The 18470-nt window shown below is 64.8% G+C and carries 17 protein-coding genes and 5 pseudogenes; 13 read left to right on the forward strand and 9 right to left on the reverse strand.

Going from position 1 to position 18470, the window contains the following annotated elements:
* The first annotated feature begins 75 nt into the window (after window positions 1–75).
* Complete coding sequence (gene nirK / locus PE067_RS19690; protein ID WP_276191439.1) at window positions 76–1209, forward strand: copper-containing nitrite reductase; 1134 nt, start codon at window positions 76–78, stop codon at window positions 1207–1209.
* A gap of 236 nt (window positions 1210–1445) precedes the next feature.
* Here the strand turns inward: nirK and PE067_RS19695 are convergent, their stop codons facing one another.
* Entirely contained in the window at window positions 1446–1601 is a 156-nt protein-coding gene (locus PE067_RS19695) for a hypothetical protein (RefSeq protein ID WP_276191440.1), read from the reverse strand.
* 14 nt (window positions 1602–1615) lie between these two features.
* On the opposite strand from PE067_RS19695, the gene PE067_RS19700 reads away from it, so the two are divergent.
* The 4 genes from PE067_RS19700 (at window position 1616) to PE067_RS19715 (ending at window position 4338) form a co-directional block, all read left to right on the forward strand.
* Window positions 1616–2095, forward strand: coding sequence for an SUMF1/EgtB/PvdO family nonheme iron enzyme (locus tag PE067_RS19700; RefSeq protein ID WP_276191441.1), 480 nt, complete (start codon window positions 1616–1618; stop codon window positions 2093–2095).
* 125 nt (window positions 2096–2220) lie between these two features.
* Window positions 2221–2877 (forward strand): Crp/Fnr family transcriptional regulator, encoded by a 657-nt coding sequence (locus PE067_RS19705; RefSeq protein WP_276191442.1) that lies wholly within the window; start codon window positions 2221–2223, stop codon window positions 2875–2877.
* 260 nt (window positions 2878–3137) lie between these two features.
* Window positions 3138–3491, forward strand: a complete 354-nt coding sequence (locus PE067_RS19710) for a pseudoazurin (RefSeq protein ID WP_276191607.1) — start codon at window positions 3138–3140, stop codon at window positions 3489–3491.
* A 124-nt stretch (window positions 3492–3615) separates the two neighbouring features.
* Window positions 3616–4338, forward strand: coding sequence for a Crp/Fnr family transcriptional regulator (locus PE067_RS19715; RefSeq protein ID WP_276191443.1), 723 nt, complete (start codon window positions 3616–3618; stop codon window positions 4336–4338).
* On the opposite strand, the gene PE067_RS19720 is transcribed toward PE067_RS19715, so the two are convergent.
* From PE067_RS19720 to PE067_RS19745, 8 genes and pseudogenes are all read right to left on the reverse strand, one after another.
* Window positions 4331–4555: a cytochrome C oxidase subunit IV family protein gene (locus PE067_RS19720; protein WP_276191444.1), complete on the reverse strand. Its 225-nt coding sequence runs from the start codon at window positions 4553–4555 to the stop codon at window positions 4331–4333. The genes PE067_RS19715 and PE067_RS19720 overlap by 8 nt on opposite strands.
* A 25-nt stretch (window positions 4556–4580) precedes the next feature.
* On the reverse strand, window positions 4581–5117 hold the full coding sequence (locus PE067_RS19725; protein WP_276191445.1) for a cytochrome c oxidase subunit 3: 537 nt from the start codon (window positions 5115–5117) through the stop codon (window positions 4581–4583).
* Window positions 5117–5857 carry a VWA domain-containing protein gene (locus PE067_RS22025; RefSeq protein WP_346429735.1) on the reverse strand — a complete coding sequence of 247 codons (741 nt, stop codon included), beginning with the start codon at window positions 5855–5857 and terminating at the stop codon, window positions 5117–5119. The genes PE067_RS19725 and PE067_RS22025 overlap by 1 nt, the downstream gene beginning before the upstream one ends.
* A 42-nt stretch (window positions 5858–5899) precedes the next feature.
* Complete coding sequence (locus PE067_RS22030; protein WP_346429736.1) at window positions 5900–6796, reverse strand: hypothetical protein; 897 nt, start codon at window positions 6794–6796, stop codon at window positions 5900–5902.
* 71 nt (window positions 6797–6867) lie between these two features.
* Window positions 6868–7044 carry a hypothetical protein gene (locus tag PE067_RS22035; protein WP_346429737.1) on the reverse strand — a complete coding sequence of 59 codons (177 nt, stop codon included), beginning with the start codon at window positions 7042–7044 and terminating at the stop codon, window positions 6868–6870.
* Window positions 7045–7049: 5 nt separating this feature from the next.
* Window positions 7050–7858 (reverse strand): annotated as a pseudogene (locus tag PE067_RS19735) (CbbQ/NirQ/NorQ/GpvN family protein).
* 4 nt (window positions 7859–7862) lie between these two features.
* Window positions 7863–9240: pseudogene (locus PE067_RS19740) on the reverse strand (cbb3-type cytochrome c oxidase subunit I).
* An 18-nt stretch (window positions 9241–9258) separates the two neighbouring features.
* Window positions 9259–9715: pseudogene (locus PE067_RS19745) on the reverse strand (cytochrome c).
* A gap of 133 nt (window positions 9716–9848) precedes the next feature.
* Between PE067_RS19745 and PE067_RS19750 the strand changes: the two are divergent.
* From PE067_RS19750 to PE067_RS19785, 8 genes and pseudogenes are all read left to right on the forward strand, one after another.
* Complete coding sequence (locus tag PE067_RS19750; RefSeq protein WP_276191446.1) at window positions 9849–10094, forward strand: hypothetical protein; 246 nt, start codon at window positions 9849–9851, stop codon at window positions 10092–10094.
* 226 nt (window positions 10095–10320) lie between these two features.
* Window positions 10321–10677, forward strand: a complete 357-nt coding sequence (locus tag PE067_RS19755; RefSeq protein WP_276191447.1) for a DUF2946 family protein — start codon at window positions 10321–10323, stop codon at window positions 10675–10677.
* A 62-nt stretch (window positions 10678–10739) separates the two neighbouring features.
* A pseudogene (locus PE067_RS19760) lies at window positions 10740–12906 on the forward strand (4Fe-4S binding protein).
* Between the two features lie 17 nt (window positions 12907–12923).
* Window positions 12924–14867 (forward strand): annotated as a pseudogene (gene nosZ, locus PE067_RS19765) (TAT-dependent nitrous-oxide reductase).
* A 4-nt stretch (window positions 14868–14871) separates the two neighbouring features.
* On the forward strand, window positions 14872–16200 hold the full coding sequence (locus PE067_RS19770; protein WP_276191448.1) for a nitrous oxide reductase family maturation protein NosD: 1329 nt from the start codon (window positions 14872–14874) through the stop codon (window positions 16198–16200).
* Window positions 16166–17065 (forward strand): ABC transporter ATP-binding protein, encoded by a 900-nt coding sequence (locus tag PE067_RS19775; protein WP_276191449.1) that lies wholly within the window; start codon window positions 16166–16168, stop codon window positions 17063–17065. The genes PE067_RS19770 and PE067_RS19775 overlap by 35 nt, the downstream gene beginning before the upstream one ends.
* The gene (locus PE067_RS19780; protein ID WP_276191450.1) at window positions 17062–17883 is read left to right on the forward strand and encodes an ABC transporter permease subunit; all 822 of its coding nucleotides are present in this window, start codon (window positions 17062–17064) and stop codon (window positions 17881–17883) included. Before PE067_RS19775 ends, PE067_RS19780 begins: the two co-directional genes overlap by 4 nt.
* Window positions 17880–18464 carry a nitrous oxide reductase accessory protein NosL gene (locus PE067_RS19785; protein ID WP_276191451.1) on the forward strand — a complete coding sequence of 195 codons (585 nt, stop codon included), beginning with the start codon at window positions 17880–17882 and terminating at the stop codon, window positions 18462–18464. Before PE067_RS19780 ends, PE067_RS19785 begins: the two co-directional genes overlap by 4 nt.
* Window positions 18465–18470 lie beyond the last annotated feature (6 nt).

Here is an 18470-nt window from a genome sequence, read left to right on the forward strand (position 1 = left end):
CCCGACTGGCTCATAGTCTGGGCACCGGAAACAGATCCGGCAAGAAAACAGAGACATGAGCCAAAGGAGCCAGCCATGACGACACTTTCTGTCAGCCGCCGCACCATTCTTGCGGGCGCCGCGATTGCCGGGGCCATGACGCAGGTCCGCCGGGCCGCTGCCGAAGCGAAAGACGTGCTGACCCCGGCAGCCGCCGCCGACATCGCCAGCCTGCCGCGGGTCAAGGTGAAGCTGGTCGATCCGCCCTATGTCCATCAACACGAACAGGTGGCGACGGGCGGCCCCGTGGTCGTCGAATTCGAGATGGAGATCATCGAGAAAAAGATCACGCTGGACAGCAGCGGCGCGACCTGCTGGGCCTCGACCTTCAACGGCACGGTGCCGGGACCGCTGATGGTGGTGCATGAAGGCGATTATGTCGAACTGACGCTGATCAACCCTTCGAGCAACGAGCTGATGCACAACATCGACTTTCACAGTTCGACCGGGGCGCTTGGCGGCGGCAGCCTGACGCAGGTCAATCCGGGCGAGAAATGCGTGCTGCGCTGGAAAGCGACGAAACCGGGCGTCTTCGTCTATCACTGCGCCCCTCCGGGCATGGTCGCATGGCATGTGGTTTCCGGGATGAACGGCGCGATCATGGTCCTGCCGCGCGACGGCCTGAAAGGCCGCGAGGGCGAGCCGGTGACCTATGACAAGGTCTATTACATCGGCGAACAGGATTTCTATGTGCCGCGTGATGCGGATGGCAACTGGATCGACTATGCCAGCCCCGGCGAAAGCTACGAAGACACGCTGGCCGTGATGCGCAGCCTGACGCCGACCCATGTGGTGTTCAACGGCGCCGTGGGCGCGCTGACCGGCGACAATGCGATGAAGGCGAATGTCGGCGAAACCGTGGCCTTCGTCCATGCGCAGGCCAACCGCGACACGCGGCCGCATTTGATCGGCGGGCATGGCGACTATGTGTGGGCGACCGGCAAGTTCAACAACCCGCCCGAGGTCGGGCTTGAGACGTGGTTCATCCCCGGCGGCACCGCTGGCCTGATGGTCTATACCTTCGAACAGCCCGGCGTTTACGCCTATGTGAACCACAATCTGATCGAGGCATTCGAACTTGGCGCCGCCGCCCATGTCGTCGTCGAAGGCGAATGGAACAACGACCTGATGATGCAGGTCCTGCCGCCCAGCCCGATCAGCGGCAGTTGACCCGCGCCTGAAATCCGCCCCTGCCCGCCGCTGCCCCGTGGCGGGCCCGCGACAGCAAGGAAGCCTGCGATGCATCAGCTTATCACTCCGGTTCTGCTCACTGCGGGGCTGGCGGCCCTTGGCGCCACGCATCTCATGCCGCCGGACAGGGACGCGCCGCAGGACCGGCCCGCCGTGGTGCGGCTGGAACCGGCGCCCTTTACCCACCGGCTGGATGGCGACTGGCAGCGCAACGGCTATCCCGTCGACGCGCCAAGGGCCGTCGTGTCCATCGACAGGCCGGTCGAGATCATGACCATGCGCGTCAGCAACCGCGAATGGCTGGATTGCGTCGCCGCCGGCGCCTGCACCCGGCCCGGACATGCGACCGACGATCCCGACCTGCCGGTCACCGGCGTCAACTGGTATGACGCGCAGGCCTATGCCGCATGGCTGTCCGCCAGGACCGGCCAGTCCTCGGCGCCTGCCGACGGATGTCGAATGGGCCCATGCGGCGGCGGAACTGTTTCGCGACGACGCGCTAGGGGTTCAGGCGGATCCGGGCAATCCGGCAAGGCTGTGGCTGGCGGAATATGCCGTCGAATCGGCCCGCGCCCGCGATCTGGACCGCCAGATCCGCCCGGTCGGCAGCCTGAATGTGAACTCGCTTGGCGTGCGCGATATCGGCGGCGCGGTCTGGGAATGGACATCGACCTGCCTGCGTCGCGGAGAGCTGGACGATCAGGACCGCATCCTGCGCGAAAGCGACAGTTGCGGCATCTATATCGCCGAAGGGCTGCACCGCGCCGCCATCACCGATTTCGTGCGCGACCCCAAGTCCGGCGGCTGTTCGGTCGGCGTGCCTCCGGCCAATCTGGGCTTTCGCCTGATCCGAGAGATCGGCTGACACCCGCCCCGTCCCCCGCCCTGTCCCGCCCCGTCCCGAACGATCAAGCCAGAAAGAACCGACGCCGACCGCATATCTGGCTTTGCTTTCGTCCCGTCTTTGCGGCACCCAAGGAAAGGATCCGAGTGAAGGCACAAAACGTGGCGATCGACATTTCAGTGGTCAGAAATCTTCCGCTGTTCCGGCAGATGGAACCGGCGGCGCTGACGCGCCTGATGATGCGTGCCACGCCCCTGCGCATCCTGCAGGGCAATACCGTCTTTGAACAGGGCGCCGAGGCGGTGGCGTTCTACCTGCTGCTGCATGGCCGGCTGAAGGTCAGTCAGGTCACGCCCGACGGCCAGCAGGTGATGGTGCGGGTGGTCCATCCGGGCGATCTTTTCGGATTTGCCCGCGCCCTTGCTCGGGACGATTATCCCGGCACGGCCAAGGCGGCGGTGGAATCGCTGGTCATTTCATGGCCGATGGCCGATTGGGACGCGGTCGTGGAAAACAACCCCCGGCTGGCCATCAACGCGATGCAGACCATCGGTCAGCGCCTTGACGAAGCCCATACCCGGCTGCGCGAAATGTCCACGCAAGAGGTCGAGCGCCGGGTCGCCCATGCCGTTTTGCGACTGGCCGGAAAGGCGGGCCGGATCGAACAATCCGGCACGTTGATCGACTTTCCGATCACCCGTCAGGACATCGCCGAAATGACCGGCACCACCCTGCACACCGTATCGCGGCTTTTGTCCGCATGGCAGGCGATGGGTCTGGTCGAAGGCGGGCGGCGAAGCTGACCGTCACCGATGCCGAGGCCCTCGGCCCGGATCGCCGATCCGGACGACTGACCGCCGCCTGCCCGCCGCCAAAGAAGCGCCCGCTGTTTGCGATTTCGCAAAGTCGGGCCTGCGAAACCGGCCTAGATCTTTGCGCAACGGATCGACGCAACGATCCGCATGACCGGAGATCTGATGTGAAATTTGCCACCCTTCTTGCCGCCCCCGCCCTTGTCCTCGCGCTGACCGGGACAGGTTTTGCCGCCGAACACGAAGTCCATATGCTGAACAAGGGCGAAGCGGGGGTGATGGTGTTCGAACCTGCCTTTGTCAGGGCCGAACCGGGCGACACCATCCGTTTCATCCCCACCGACAAAAGCCACAACGTCGAATTCATCGCGGATATCCTGCCCGAAGGCGTCGAGGCCTTCAAAAGCAAGATCAACGACGAATACACCCTGACCGTCAACGAAATCGGCCTTTACGGCGTGAAATGCACCCCGCATTTCGCCATGGGCATGGTCGCGCTGATCCAGGTCGGCGATGCCCCCGCGAACCTCGAAGCGGCGCAGACCGCCAAGATGCCGAAAAAGGCGCGCGAACGGCTGGACGCGGAAATCGCTCAGGTCCAGTGACGCGCCTTCGCGCGGGACAGACCGCGATGACATCTGGCCGGGCGGCACGACCTGCCGCCCGTCATGCTGAAAAGACCCGGCCGCATCGGTGCGACCGATGCCCATGTCCGCCAGAGAAAGGCCGATGACCATGCACCAGTCCCTGACCCCGCTTCACCGCCGGATCGCCTGCCAGTCGCGGCTGTTTGCAACCCTGCCGGGCGATGTCGCGGACAGGTTGCTTGACGCCGCGCATCTGAAAAAGCTGCGGCGCGGGCAGACCCTGTTTCACCACGGCGATACGGCCCATGCGATCCATATCGTGACCGAAGGCTGGGTCAAACTGTATCGCATCGCCCCCAACGGGACCGAGGCCGTGGTGGGCGTGATGACCCGCGGCCAGAGCTTTGGCGAACCGATCGCGCTGCGCCGGGCCGCCTATCCCGTCTCGGCCGAGGCCACGACCAACGCCGAGCTGCTGGCGATTCCGGCGCTGGCCTTTCTGGATATCCTGCACGCCCATCCCGAAACCGCGATTTCGGTTCTGTCGGCCACATTCCTGCATCTGCAGGGGCTGGTCGAACAGATCGAGCAGTTGAAGGCCCGCCCTGGCGCGCAGCGGGTGGCCGAATTCCTGCTGGAACTGTGCCCCGAGGGGGCCGAAAGCGCGACCGTGAACCTGCCCTATGACAAGGCGCTGATCGCGGGCCGGTTGGGCATGAAACCCGAAAGCCTCAGCCGTGCCTTTGCGCGCCTGCGTCATTTCGGGGTCAATGTGCATCAGGCCAGCGCCAGCATCGCCTCGGTTTCGGCGCTGCATGGGCTGGCGCATGACGATGCGACCGGCTGTCTTGGCCGCGCTATCTGATAACCAGCACATAGGCCCCGCCGATCAGCAACAGCCAGATCGCAATCGGCACCGTAAAGGCGACCAGCCAGCCCGGCGCTGTGGCCAGATGCAAAAAGCGTCCCAGAATCAGCCGCGCCTTCAGAAACGACAGCAGCAGGATCCCGCGACCGCCGCCCGGCCATCCACCCCGGCCAGCGTGGCGGTCGCCAGCGTCAGGGCGATCAGCAGGACCCATGTTTTCGTCAACTGGTCCATGCCGCTCACCAGATCAGCCAGACGGCGGGCAGGATCAGCACCCAGACCAGATCCACCATATGCCAGAACATCGCGCCCGCCTGCACCGGCTCGGGGCGGGCGTGGATCGCGACCAGCGCCAGAACCGCCACGCCCGCGACGACATGGGCCGCGTGAAAACCGCTGAGCAGATAGTAGAACGTAAAGAACGGATGACTGTCGATGCCCAGCCCGGCCCTGATGTCGCGGCCATATTCGACGCCCTTGACGATCAGGAAAACCACCCCGCCCAGGACCGCCAGCAACAGCCCGCGCCGGGCCTGCGCCCGTCGGCCGGCCCGCGCCGCGCGTTCGGCCTGCGCGGCAAACAGCCCCGAGGTCACCAGAACCAGCGTGTTCAGCGCCGCCATCCTGCCGTCAAGCTGCGCCTGAGCCGCCGAAAACCCGGCGGGGTCCATCAGCCCCAGAACCACCATGACCGTGACCCCGGCCATGAACACCGCCAGTTCGGACAGGATCAGGATCCACAGGATCAATTCGCCGGGCAGGTCCTCGACACGCATCACATCACCAGTTGCCGGTAGATTTCGGGCAAGGCGGTAATCAGCCGGTCGGGTTCGCGGATCACCTGAAAGCCGCCCTGACCAAAGATGCGCGGGAACCAGCTTTGCGAATCGCGGTCGATGGTGATGCCGAATACCGCGTGACCGGCGCGGCGGGCCTCGCGCACGGCCATGGCGCTGTCCTCGATCCCGTGGCGGCCTTCGTAATGGTCCAGATCGTTCGGCTTGCCATCGGTGATGACGATCAGCAGGCGGCGCGAGCGGCCCTCGCGTGCCAGCCCCTTCGACGCATGGCGGATCGCGGCCCCGAGCCGGGTATAGAAACCGGGCCGCAGGGCATGGATGCGCGCCTCGATATCCGGGGTCATCGCTTCGTCGAAACCCTTGCAGTCATGGATCCAGACCCGGTCGCGCTTCAGCGAGGAAAAGCCCTGAATGGCAAAGCGGTCGCCGCAGGCATCCAGCCCCCATGCCAGCGCGGTCAGCGCCTCGCGCGCGATGTCGATGACCGCGCGGCCCGTCACCGCGCTTTCGGTCGAGCGCGAGACATCCATCAGGATCGACACCGCCAGATCGCGGTTCTCGGGCCGCGCCTGCTGCCAGATCCGGTCCGATCCCCGGCCCGTGGCGCGCAGATCGGCGACGGATCGCAGGGCGGCGTCCAGATCCAGCTCCTCGCCATCGGGCTGGGCGTGCCGGATCGCCTTGGCGGGGCGCAGCGCCTCGAACTGGCGTTTCACGGCGCGGATGCGCCTGCGCGCGGCGGGGCCGGTGACGCCCGCCTAATCCGGCGCGGGCGTTGTCGGCGTGGCCAGCACCCGGCAATGATCGGGCAGCCGAGCATTCGCCCGCGCATCCCATTCCGGATAGGTCGAAACCCCGGCGATGCGTTCGCGGTCCACGTCTTCGGGCGCAAGGTCCAGATGCAGCTTCAGCTTGGTCGCGGGCGCCTTGGCAAGCTGGCCCAGCACGATTTCCTCGTGATCCTCGGCGGCTTTTCTGGCGTTGTCCAGATCGTCATCCTCGACCCGGCGGTTGATGTTCATCATCTCGGCCCAGGTCAGCATCGCCTCGAATTTGTAAAGGATCAGGCTGTCCTTGCGCGCGACCTGATCGGCCTTCATCCGGCGGGCCTTGCGCGCGGTGCTGTCACCCGATTCCTCGGGCGTGCCATCGGTGGGCAGGGTCGCGACCTCGGTCGGATTGCCGCGGGCCAGCGCGCGCAGATCGGGCCAGAGCGGCACCGGCAGAAACGGGCGATAGCCGCGGGGCGCGACCCAATGCGCGGGCGGGTTTTCATGGTCGCGCAGCAGGTCGGGCGCGGGCGCGTCGCGGGCGCCCAGCATGTGGCGCACCAGGGCCTCGACCCGCGCCTCGGTGCCGCGCAGGGCGGGACGCTGGCGCAGGTCCAGATGCGCCCGCGCCAGCCGCGCCCAGATCCGGCGCAGACCGGGCGCGGCCTCCAGCGTCGCGCGGGTCATCGCGACGCCCGCACGGATCGCGGCCAGATCGGCGCGCAACGGATCGGTTTCAACCGGGACGCGCGGGGCATGTGCCGCCGCCGCAGCCAGCCACAGATACAGCGCTTCATTATCCGCGCGTTCGGGAAATACCGCGATTTCCAGCGGCAGGCGCAGTGCGTCGCCGTCGAAGCTGGCTGCGGGCGATGGCTTCGGCATCAAAGGCCAGCCAGCGCCGCCATGAAATCCGGTGGCGCGAGGTTTCATCCGCCACCGGCTTCAGCTCGACATCATGGTCGCCGCCTAGACCGCGAAACAGGACCGCGATCCGGCCACGCATCGTCGTCGAAGCGGTCAGCGGCCTGATCGGCAAAGCGTTGCGGCGGGTCCATCCGGGCGGCCAGCCGGTGCCAGATCTTGCCAACCGTTTCCTCGGGCTCCCAGGGGGTGATGTCGAGATGCGCCACGATCCTTACCCCACCACCGCAACGACCAGATCCATCAGCCCCTGACGGGTGTCGGGATCATCGGTCAGGGGTTCGATCATCGCGGCGCGGATGGCGCGGTTCATATCCATCCCGCCCTGAATCAAGGTCGCCGCATAGACCACCAGCCGGGTCGAGACGCCTTCTTCCAGATCCTGCCCTTTCAGCCCGCGCAACTTGCCCGCAAGTCGCACCAGCAGCGCCACCCGATCCCGGCGTCCAGCCCGCTTTCGCGGGCGACCACCTCGGTTTCATGGGCGGCGGCGGGAAAGGTGAATTCGACCGACAGGAACCGCTGGCGGGTCGAGGGTTTCAGCGTTTTCAGGATATTCTGATAGCCGGGGTTGTAGCTGGCCACCAGCATGAAGCCGGGCGCGGCCTGCAACTCCTCGCCCGTGCGGTCGATGGGCAGGATGCGGCGGTCATCGGTCAGCGGGTGCAGGACCACGGCCACGTCCTTGCGCGCCTCGACCACCTCGTCAAGGTAACAGATCGCGCCCTGGCGCACGGCGCGGGTCAGCGGGCCATCGACCCAGACCGTCTCACCGCCCTTGAGCAGATAGCGCCCGATCAGATCCGCCGCCGACAGGTCGTCGTGACAGGCGACCGTATAAAGCGGACGGCCAAGACGCGCGGCCATATGGGCGACAAAGCGCGTCTTGCCGCAGCCCGTCGGACCTTTCAGCAAAAGCGGCAGGTTGCTGGCACAGGCGGCGGCAAAGACATCGCATTCGTCGCCCTGCGCCAAGTAGAAGGGCGCCTGCCCCTCTACCGCCAGTTTCGGATTTCCGTCCATCAGATTACTCCGCTGCGTGTTTGACGACCGCGCCGGCCGTTCGATCACTTCGGCGCTTGCGCGGCACCAGCAGCGCGTAGATCAACAGATAGGTGCCGATCACCACCGCCACGCCGGACCCCAGCCGCATCCAGAAAAACAGCGCGATCTGGTCCTGCACCTCCATGTAATACTGGCCCATGACGCGCTGCAGATGGGTCTGGATCGTGCCGGCAAAGGTCAGCACAAAGGTCATGAAGACCATCCCCGCCGACATCAGCCAGAAGGCCGCCATGTTCAGCACCTGATTATAGGGATCGCGCTGGCGCAGGATCGGCAGCGCATAGGTGAACAGCGCGATATTGACGCAGACATAGGCCCCGTAAAAGGCAAGGTGACCGTGGGCAGCGGTGACCTGCGTGCCGTGGGTGTAATAGTTCACCCCGTGCAGCGTATGCAGGAACCCCCAGACACCCGCGCCAAAGAAGGCCAGAACCGAACAGCCAAGCGACCACAGCAGCGCCGCCTTGTTCGGATGGTCGCGGCGGCCCTTCCAGACCATGACGAAGGCGAAGGCCATCATCGCAAAGAAGGGCACCATCTCGAAGGACGAGAAGATGGAACCGATCCACTGCCAATAGGCGGGCATCCCGATCCAGAAATAGTGGTGGCCGGTGCCGAGGATCCCCGAAAACAGCGCCGTGGCGACGATGACATACAGCCATTTCTCCACGACCTCGCGGTCCACGCCCGTCAGCTTCAGCATCAGGAAGCCAAGGATCGAGGCCATGATCAGCTCCCACACGCCTTCGACCCACAGGTGGACGACGTTCCACCAATATTGCTTGTCCAGCGCCAGGTTGTCGGGGTTGTAGAAGGAAAACAGGAACAGCAGCGCCAGACCCCAAAGCCCGAGCAGCAGGATCGAGGAAATCACCGTCTTGCGCCCCTTGGCGACGGTCATCGTCACGTTCCACAGGAAAATCAGCGCGGCGACGACGATTCCGGCCTTGACCCATTTCGGCTGTTCCAGAAACTCGCGCCCCTCGCGGCCCAGCAGGAAATTGCCTTCGAACAGGTTGAACAGATAGGTGACGACCACGCCCGCGGTCCCGATCACCAGAATGGCAAGCTGGATATAGGCGGCCTTGACCGAATGGATTTCGCGTTCGGCCTCTTCGGGGATCAGGAAATAGGCGGCCCCGAAAAAGCCGGTCAGCAGCCAGACGATCAGCGAATTGGTGTGCAGCATCCGCGCCGACCGGAAACGGCAGCACCTCGGACAGGAAATTCGGCTGGACATAGATGTAACCCAGCACGATCCCCATCGTCACCTGAACGGCGAACAGGGCCAGCGCGACCAGAATATAGGCCAGCGCGATATTTTGGGATTTGTATTTCATGATTCTGTCTCCCCCCACTCAGCCGGCGTCATTGGGCGGCCAGCCCTGGGTGTTGATGCTTGCCGGTCCACAACAGGAAATCCGACAGCCCCTGAATGTCTTCGTCGGACAGGTGGAATTGCGGCATCTGGCGACGGCCCTCGACACCCGACGGCTGCGCCTCCATCCAGCCCTTGAGCGTTTCGAATGCCGTCTCGGGGTCGTCCTGGACGCCCCAACGGGTCATCACATTGCCGACCTCCGGGGCGAAATAGGCGCCTTCGCCCAGGATCGAATGGCAATTCACGCAGGCATTCTTCTCCCAGACATGCTTGCCGCGCTGCGACCGCTGTCGGTGAGCCCCGGCATGATCGGTCGAGACATTGACGATATACCAATGGCCGTGAGCGAACAGGCCGATGAAAATAAGGATGAAAAACAGGGACCCGCCGTAAAAGATGTTCCGGGCCATGCTCTTCGTCAGGACTTCGCGCATGGCGAGGGTCTCCCGAAGCTGTTGGCGATGGAACCGGCTTGCGTCTTTGGGGCGGAACTCTCCTTAACCAAAGTCAAGGATATCGCATTTCGCCCATTCTAACCCGACCCGGTCATGTCGGATGGGTCTTGCAATGGATGATCACGAGAACCCGCGATCCGCGCCGCAATGGACGGTCCTGCGTCTGGCGCTGCTGCTGTATGTCTTTGCGGCGGCGGCGGTGGCCATCAATCTGTTCATGCTGGGGCTGCTCATGCAGGCCTTTGGCTTTACCGCGATCGCGCCCGTCGATGCGCTGATGGCGTCGGGGGTGCTGGGCATCCCTGCGGCATGGGCCGCGGGCAAATGGGCGCGGCATCTGCTGGATGAGGCCAGTTGACGCCGGCACCGCATGTCCCCCTTGCCGATCCGCGCCCGGCCCGACCGGAAACGGATATCTCACCCGAAATCATGGTTTTCGCACAGCCTCGCCCCAATCGTCCCGCCGCCCCCCGTCCCGCCGCCTTGAATGCGCTTGCTGTTTGTCCCGGCGCAAAGAAGCCCCACCCCTCCGGCCATATCCCTTGCCCATGATGACCCGATACGCGCCTCCTTTCCGGCTTTACATGGCCCTTGCGTTGCTTGCGGTGCTGAGCCTGCTGATGGCTGGCCAGATGCGGGCCGCGATGCCGTTTTCCGGGCCGTTGACGGCGGTGGTGATCTGCCATGAGCAGCAGGTCACCACGATCTGGGTGGATGCGGATGGCAATGAACACCCGCCCGCCGGTGACTGCCGCGATTGCACGCTTTGCGCCATGCCCGCGCCGGTGCTGGCCGGGTCAGCCGAAGTCGTGGCCCCGCGCCCGATCCATCGCGCAGACGCGCCCCGGCCGCGCCATGACCTGACCGCAGGGGGACCGGATCGCCGGACCCCGCCCACCCGCGCGCCACCATCCCCTTCATTTCAGGCAGCCAGCGCATGATGATCCATATCCCCCTCCTTCGCCGTTTTGCCGCCTTTCTGGCCGTTCTGATGCTGCTGGCCATGCCTGCGGCGGCGCAAACCGTGCTGGAAAAGCTGCTGCCCGACCAGATCGCTGCGGATCTGGTCGCCAGCGCCGATGCCTTTGGCCCCATCCGGCCCGATCTGGCAGTCGCCCCTGTCCTGAAAGGTGGCGAAACCGTGGCATGGGCCTTTGTCACCTCGGATTTCGTCGGCACCACCGGCTATTCCGGCAAGCCCATCCATACGCTGGTCGCCATCGACAAGGACGGCAGGATCGCGGGCATCCGGTTGGTCAAGCATTCCGAACCCATCGTCCTGATCGGCATCCCCGAGGCGAAGATACAGGCCATGGTCGACGGCTATCTGGGCCTTGATCTGGTCGCCGAGGCACAGGCGGGCGGCACCGGGCACGAGGTCGATATCATCTCGGGCGCGACCGTGACGGTGATGGTGATCGACGATTCCATCATCCGCTCGGGGTTGAAGGTGGCGCGCACCCTCGGGTCTGGGGGGGCTTGCACCCGAGGCGGCCACCGCCGGGCCGGAATTCGCCATCGACATGGACGCCCCCCTTCCCGCCGACTGGTCCGAGATGGAGGGCGACGGCACCCTGCGCCGCCTGTCGCTGGATGTCGGGCAGGTCAATGCCGCCTTTGCCGCCAACCCGGACCCGCGTTCCGCCGAACGCCCCCTGACCGAGGCCCCTGCAACCACCTTCATCGAAATGCAGGCGGCGCTGGTGTCCGTGCCCGCGATCGGCGGCGCGCTGTTGGGCGATGCGGCGAACGGCAACCTGCAAAGCTGGCTGCAGGACGGCGATCACGCCATCGCCATACTTGGGCGCGGCCTCTACAGCTTCAAGGGATCGGGCTATGTGCGCGGCGGCATCTTTGACCGGATCGTGCTGATCCAGGACGATGTTTCGGTGCGTTTCCGCGACCGCGACCATCGCCGGATCAACGCCATCACCGCCGATGGCGCGCCGGAGTTCACCGAAATGGACCTGTTCCGCATCCCCGCCGATCTGGGCTTTGATGCGACCAGACCGTTTCGCATCCAGCTTTTGGTGCAGCGCGCGCTTGGGCCGGTGGACAAGGCATTCCAGACCTTTGATCTGGGCTACCAACTGCCGCCGCAATATCTGCGCGCGCTGACCCCGCCCCCGGCGGCGCCGGAAACCGCCCGGATCGCCGACAGGGACGAGGCGCAGGCGCAATCCGATCTGTGGAAACGGATCTGGCGGGGCGCAAGGGCGGAAATCATCGCGCTGGCCGCCATGCTGGCGGTGCTGACCGGCACCTTTTTCTTTCAGGGCTTTGCCGTCCGCAATGAACGCCGCTTCTACATCTTTCGCATGGGCTTCCTGACGGTCACGCTGGTTTTCCTTGGCTGGTATGCCAATGCGCAACTGTCGGTCGTCAACCTGATGGCCCTGTTCGGCAGCGTGATGACCGGCTTCAGCTGGCAGGCGTTCCTGCTGGATCCGCTGACCTTCATCCTGTGGTTCGCCGTCGCCGCCGCGCTGCTGTTCTGGGGACGCGGGGCCTATTGCGGCTGGCTGTGCCCGTTTGGCGCGCTTCAGGAACTGACGAACCAGATCGCGCGCAAGCTGCGGATCCCGCAATGGACCCTGCCATGGGGGCTGCATGAACGGCTGTGGCCGATCAAATACATGATCTTTCTGGGGCTGTTCGGGGTGTCGCTGGCCAGTATCGAACAGGCCGAGCGTCTGGCCGAGGTCGAGCCGTTCAAGACCGCCATCATCCTGAAATTCATGCGCGCCCGGCCATTCGTGGCCTATGCCGCCGCGCTGCTGATCGCCGGGCTGTTCGTCGAACGGTTCTATTGCCGCTACCTGTGCCCGCTTGGCGCGGCGCTGGCGATCCCGGCGCGGCTGCGGATGTTCGACTGGCTGAAACGCTATCACGAATGCGGCAATCCCTGTCAGACCTGCGCGCATCAATGCCCGGTGCAATCCATCCACCCGACCGGAGAGATCAACCCTAACGAATGCATCAACTGCCTGCATTGTCAGGTTCTGTATCAATCCGAAACGACCTGTCCCGTCGTCATCAAGAAACTGAAACGGCGGGAAAAAATCGCGGGCAGCACGCCCCCGGACCTGGGCCAGAAACTGGGCCCGAAACTGGGGATGCCCCCGGCGGGGCACCCCAATGCGGCCCGCACAACCCCTTCTCAACTCTGATCGAAAGGACACCGATCATGGAAAAGACCCCTTCTTCCGGACTCAGCCGCCGCGCGCTTTGAGGCGCGACCGCGGGCAGCGTGGCGCTGGCCGGCACACTGCCCGGCCGTCTGGCGCTTGGGATCGGTGGCGCGACGGCGGTCACCGCCGCCACCTCTGGCGCGGCGCTGGCGGCCGGCGCGGATGGCGGCGTGGCCCCCGGCCAGCTTGATGACTATTACGGTTTCTGGTCTTCGGGCCAGACCGGAGAGCTGCGTATTCTGGGCATCCCCTCGATGCGCGAATTGATGCGGGTTCCGGTGTTCAACCGCTGTTCCGCCACGGGATGGGGTTCGACCAATGAATCGATCCGCATCCACCAGCGCACCATGTCCGAAAAGACCCGGAAACTTCTGGCCGCGAACGGCAAACAGATCCACGACAACGGCGACCTGCACCACGTTCACATGTCCTTTACCGAGGGCAGATATGACGGCCGCTACCTGTTCATGAACGACAAGGCCAATACCCGCGTCGCCCGCGTGCGTTGCGACGTGATGAAGACCGATGCCATTCTGGAAATCCCGAACGCCAAGGGCATCCACGGCCTGCGCCCGCAGAAATGGCCGCGCAGCAATTACGTCTTCTGCAATGGCGAGGACGAGGCGCCCTTGATCAACGACGGCTCGACCATGCGCGATGTGTCGACCTATGTGAACATCTTCACCGCTGTCGATGCCGACGCATGGCAGGTCGCGTGGCAGGTGCAGGTGTCGGGCAACCTTGACAACTGCGATGCCGATTATTCGGGGAAATACGCCTTTTCGACCAGCTACAACTCGGAAATGGGGATGTCGCTGGCCGAGATGACGGAATCCGAGATGGACCATGTCGTCGTCTTCAACATCGAGGAGATCGAAAAGGCCATCGCCGCCGGAAATTACCAGGAAATCAACGGCGTGAAGGTCGTCGATGGCCGCAAGGAGGCGAATTCCCAATTCACCCGCTATATCCCCATCGCCAACAACCCGCATGGCTGCAACATGGCGCCGGACAGGAAACACCTGTGCATCGCGGGCAAGCTGTCGCCCACGGTCACCGTGCTGGATGTCACCAAATTCGACGCGCTGTTTGACGAAAACGCCGATCCGCGTTCGGCGGTTGTCGCTGAACCGCAGGTGGGTCTGGGGCCGCTGCACACCGCCTTTGACGGGCGCGGCAATGCCTATACCACGCTGTTTCTGGACAGCCAGGTCGCGAAATGGAACATCGAAGACGCGATCCGCGCCCATAACGGCGAAAACATCGACCCGATCAGGCACAAGATCGACGTGCATTACCAGCCCGGCCACCTGAAGACGGTGATGGGGGAAACGCTGGATGCCACGAATGACTGGATGGTGTGCCTGTCCAAATTCTCAAAGGACCGTTTCCTGAATGTCGGGCCGCTGAAACCTGAAAACGACCAGCTGATCGACATTTCCGGCGATGAGATGAAACTGGTCCATGACGGCCCGACCTTTGCCGAACCGCATGACGCCATCGCCGTTCACCCTTCGATCCTGTCGAACGTCAAGACGATCTGGGACCGTCAGGATCCGATGTGGGCCGAAACCCGCGCGCAGGCCGAAGCCGATGGCGTCGATATCGACGAATGGGCAGATACCATCATCCGCGACGGCAACAAGGTCCGCGTCTATATGTCCAGCGTGGCGCCTTCGTTCTCGGTCGAGGAATTCACCGTGACAGAAGGCGACGAGGTCACCGTGATCCTGACCAACATGGACGAGATCGAGGACCTGACCCACGGCTTCACCGTCGGCAACCACGGCGTCGCGATGGAGGTCAGCCCGCAGCAGACCTCGTCCATCACCTTTGTCGCGGCGACCCCCGGTGTCTACTGGTATTACTGCCAGTGGTTCTGCCACGCGCTGCATATGGAAATGCGCGGCCGCATGTTCGTCGAGCCGAAAGAGGCCTGATCCCATGCGCGTTCTGGCCCTTTGCCTGACCTTCCTTGCCGCCCTGCCCGCCCTTGGCGCAGAGCATGAGGTCGTGCCCGGCAGGGGCCGTCTGGCCGATGCCATCGCCGGGGCGGATCCCGGCGATGTGCTGATCCTGACCGGCGGGACCTATGCCGGCCCCGTCACCATCGACCGCCCCCTGACGATCACCGGCCCCGAAACCGCCGTGATCGACGGCGAGGGTCAGGGCACGGTCGTCACCGTCAGCGCGCCCGATGTGGTGCTGCAAGGCTTCAGCGTCACGAAATCCGGCACCCGCAACGAAGATCTGGATGCGGGCATCAAGATCCTGAAGGGCGCGGATCGCGTGCGGGTTCAGGGCCTGACCCTTTTCGACAACATGCACGGCATCGACATTCACGGCGGGCGCGATACGCAGGTGATCGGCAACCGGATCACCGGGCGGCAGAACCGCCTGATGAACGAACGCGGCAATGGCATCTATGTCTGGAACAGCCCCGGCACGCTCCTGGATGGCAACGATATCCGCCATGGCCGCGACGGAATCTTTTCCAATGCCAGCACGGCCAGCATCTACCGCAACAACATCATGCGCGATCTGCGCTTTGCGGTGCATTTCATGTATACGAAAAATACCGAAGTGTCGGGCAATATCTCGATCGGCAACCATCTGGGTTTTGCCATCATGTTTTCGGACCGCACGAAAATCCTGAACAACCAAAGCCTTGGCGACCGCGAACACGGGCTGATGCTGAACTATGCGAATAATGCCGATGTGACCGGAAACCTGATCCGGGGCGGCGCCCGAAAATGCCTGTTCATCTATAACGCGCACAAGAACCTGATCTGGAACAACCGCTTTCAGGATTGCAGCATCGGCATCCATTTCACCGCCGGATCCGAGCGCAACGTGCTGACCGGCAATGCCTTTGTCGCCAATCGGGGGCAGGTGAAATATGTCGGCACCCGGTTCATGGAATGGAGCCATGAGGGGCGCGGCAATTTCTGGTCGGACCATCCCGCCTATGACCTGAACGGCGACGGCATCGCCGATGCCAGCTATCGCCCGAATGACCTGATGGACCATATCCTGTGGTCGCAGCCCGCCGCCGCGCTGCTGACCGGATCGCCCGCCGTGCAACTGATCCGCTGGAGCCAGTCCAGCTTTCCCGCCACCATGCCCGGCGGCGTGACCGACAGCGCGCCGCTGATGCAGCCCCTGACCATCCCCGTTCTGCCCGAAACCGCCGCGCTGGAGGCGGCGGTCGCCGGGCGCTGGAAAACCGGAAGCTACGATGAACTCGACCCTGACGATCTCACATCTCACTAAGCGTTTCGGCGAGGTCGCGGCGCTGTCGGATGTCTCGCTTGCGGTTCAGCCGGGGCAGCGGGTGGCGCTGCTCGGCCATAACGGCGCGGGCAAATCGACGATGATGAAGATCGTTCTGGGGCTGATCGGCTTTGACGATGGCGCGGTCCGCGTCTGCGGCGGTTCGCCGGGGGCGGCAAATGTGCGTGCGCAGGTCGCCTATCTGCCCGAAAACGCGGCCTTTCACCCCGCCCTGACCGGCGAGGAACAGATCCGCCATTACCTGCGTCTGCGCGGCGAAAACCCTCGGCTTGCGCCGGATCTGCTGGCCCGCGTCGGGCTGAGGGACGCCGCAGCGCGCCGCATCGGCACCTATTCCAAGGGGATGCGCCAGCGCGTCGGTCTGGCCCAGACCCTGATCGGCAGCCCGCGCCTGCTGGTGCTGGACGAACCGACCTCGGGGCTGGATCCGGTCTCGCGGCGCGATTTCTATGCGCTGCTGGATGGGCTGGCTGCCGAAGGCGCCGCGATCCTGCTATCATCGCATGTGCTGACCGAGGTCGAGGCGCGGACCGACCGCATCCTGATCCTGTCCGGCGGGCGGCTGGAGGCCGAAGGCACCCTGCCCGACCTGCGCCGCAAGGCGGATCTGCCCGTCACCCTGATCGCGACGCCCGCCGCAGGTCGGCAAGGCGACGTGCTGGCCGCGCTGTCTGGCGCGCAGCCGCATGGGCCGGGGCAGGTCCGCCTGACCTGCCGTCAGGATCAGAAACTGGCGCTGCTGTCGGCGATCACCGCCCTTGGCGCGCAGATTGCCGATCTCGACCTGATCCCGCCCAGTCTTGAAGACATCTACACCCATTTCAGCCGGAGAAGCGGGCAATGAAACCGATCCTTTCCACCGCAGGCATCGAATTCCGCATCGCCCTGCGCAACCGTTGGGTGGCGATCGCGACCGGGCTGATGGTGCTTTTCGCGCTGGTTCTGGCCGCTGCCGGGGCCGCACCCACCGGCGATATCGGCGCGGACCGGCTGTCCGTCACGGTGGTCTCGCTGACCTCTCTGGCGGTTTATCTGGTGCCGTTGCTGGCGCTGCTGATCAGCTTTGACGCCATCGCAGGCGAGGTCGAGCGCGGCACCCTGCCCCTGCTCTTGACCTATCCCGTGTCGCGCAGCGGGATTCTGGCGGGCAAGCTGCTGGCCCATCTGCTGATTCTGGCGATTGCGGTCAGCCTGGGCTATGGCGCCGCCGCGCTGACCGCGCTGTGGGCGGATGCCGGGGCAATGACGGGGATGGCGGCGCTGATCCGGCTGATCTGGACCTCTGTCCTGCTGGGCGCGACCTTTCTTGGTCTGGGCTATGCCCTGTCGTCGCTGGCCCGCCGCCCCTCGGGCGCGGCAGGGCTGGCGATCGGGCTGTGGCTGGCCTTGGTCGTGCTGTATGATCTGGGGCTTCTGGCGCTGGTCGTCTCGGGCGCGGACGGGGGCCCTGCCACGCGATCCCTGCCCGGCCTTCTGCTGGCAAATCCCGCGGATTCGTTCCGGCTGTTCAACCTTGCCGCAGCCGAGGCGGGCGGCGCGGCGGGCGGCATGGGCGGGGCGGCGGCCTCGATCCCGCTGTGGCAATCGGCGCTGTCGCTGATGCTGTGGCCGCTTGTCGCGCTGGCCCTTGCACTGGCCGCTTTCAGAAAGGTCACGCCATGACCCGTCTTTCCCCTGCCCTGATCGTCGCATTGGTGCTGGCGCTGTCCGCCTGCAAGCCGGAAGACACGCAGGACGTCACCCTCGTCGATATGACCGCAGAAACGCTTGGCCATTTCTGCCAGATGCACCTGCTGGAACATCCCGGCCCCAAGGCGCAGGTGCATTTGCAGGGCATGGCGGGCACGCCGCTGTATTTCAGTCAGGTCCGCGACGCCATCGCCTATCAGCGCCTGCCCGAACAAAGCCTGCCGATCCCGGCCGTCTATGTGAATGACATGGGTGCGCCGGGCGCGCTATGGGATGTTCCGGGCAAGGGCAACTGGATCCCCGCCGAAACCGCATTCTGTGTGCTGGGCTCCATCCGCGAGGGCGGCATGGGCGCCCCGGAAACCGTGCCCTTTTCCAGCCGTCAGGCCGCGCTGGCCTTTGCCGCGACCGAAGGCGGCAAGGTCGCGACGCTGGATGAGATCCCCGACAGCGCGGTCCTTGCCCCCGTCGATATCGACCCGAACCCCGCCCCCCCGGATGCCGCCGGGGATGCGGATTTCGACGCGCGGCTTCGCGCCCTGACCGAACAGTGAAGGCAA

This window comes from Paracoccus sp. DMF-8 (assembly GCF_029309835.1).
Taxonomy (GTDB): domain Bacteria; phylum Pseudomonadota; class Alphaproteobacteria; order Rhodobacterales; family Rhodobacteraceae; genus Paracoccus.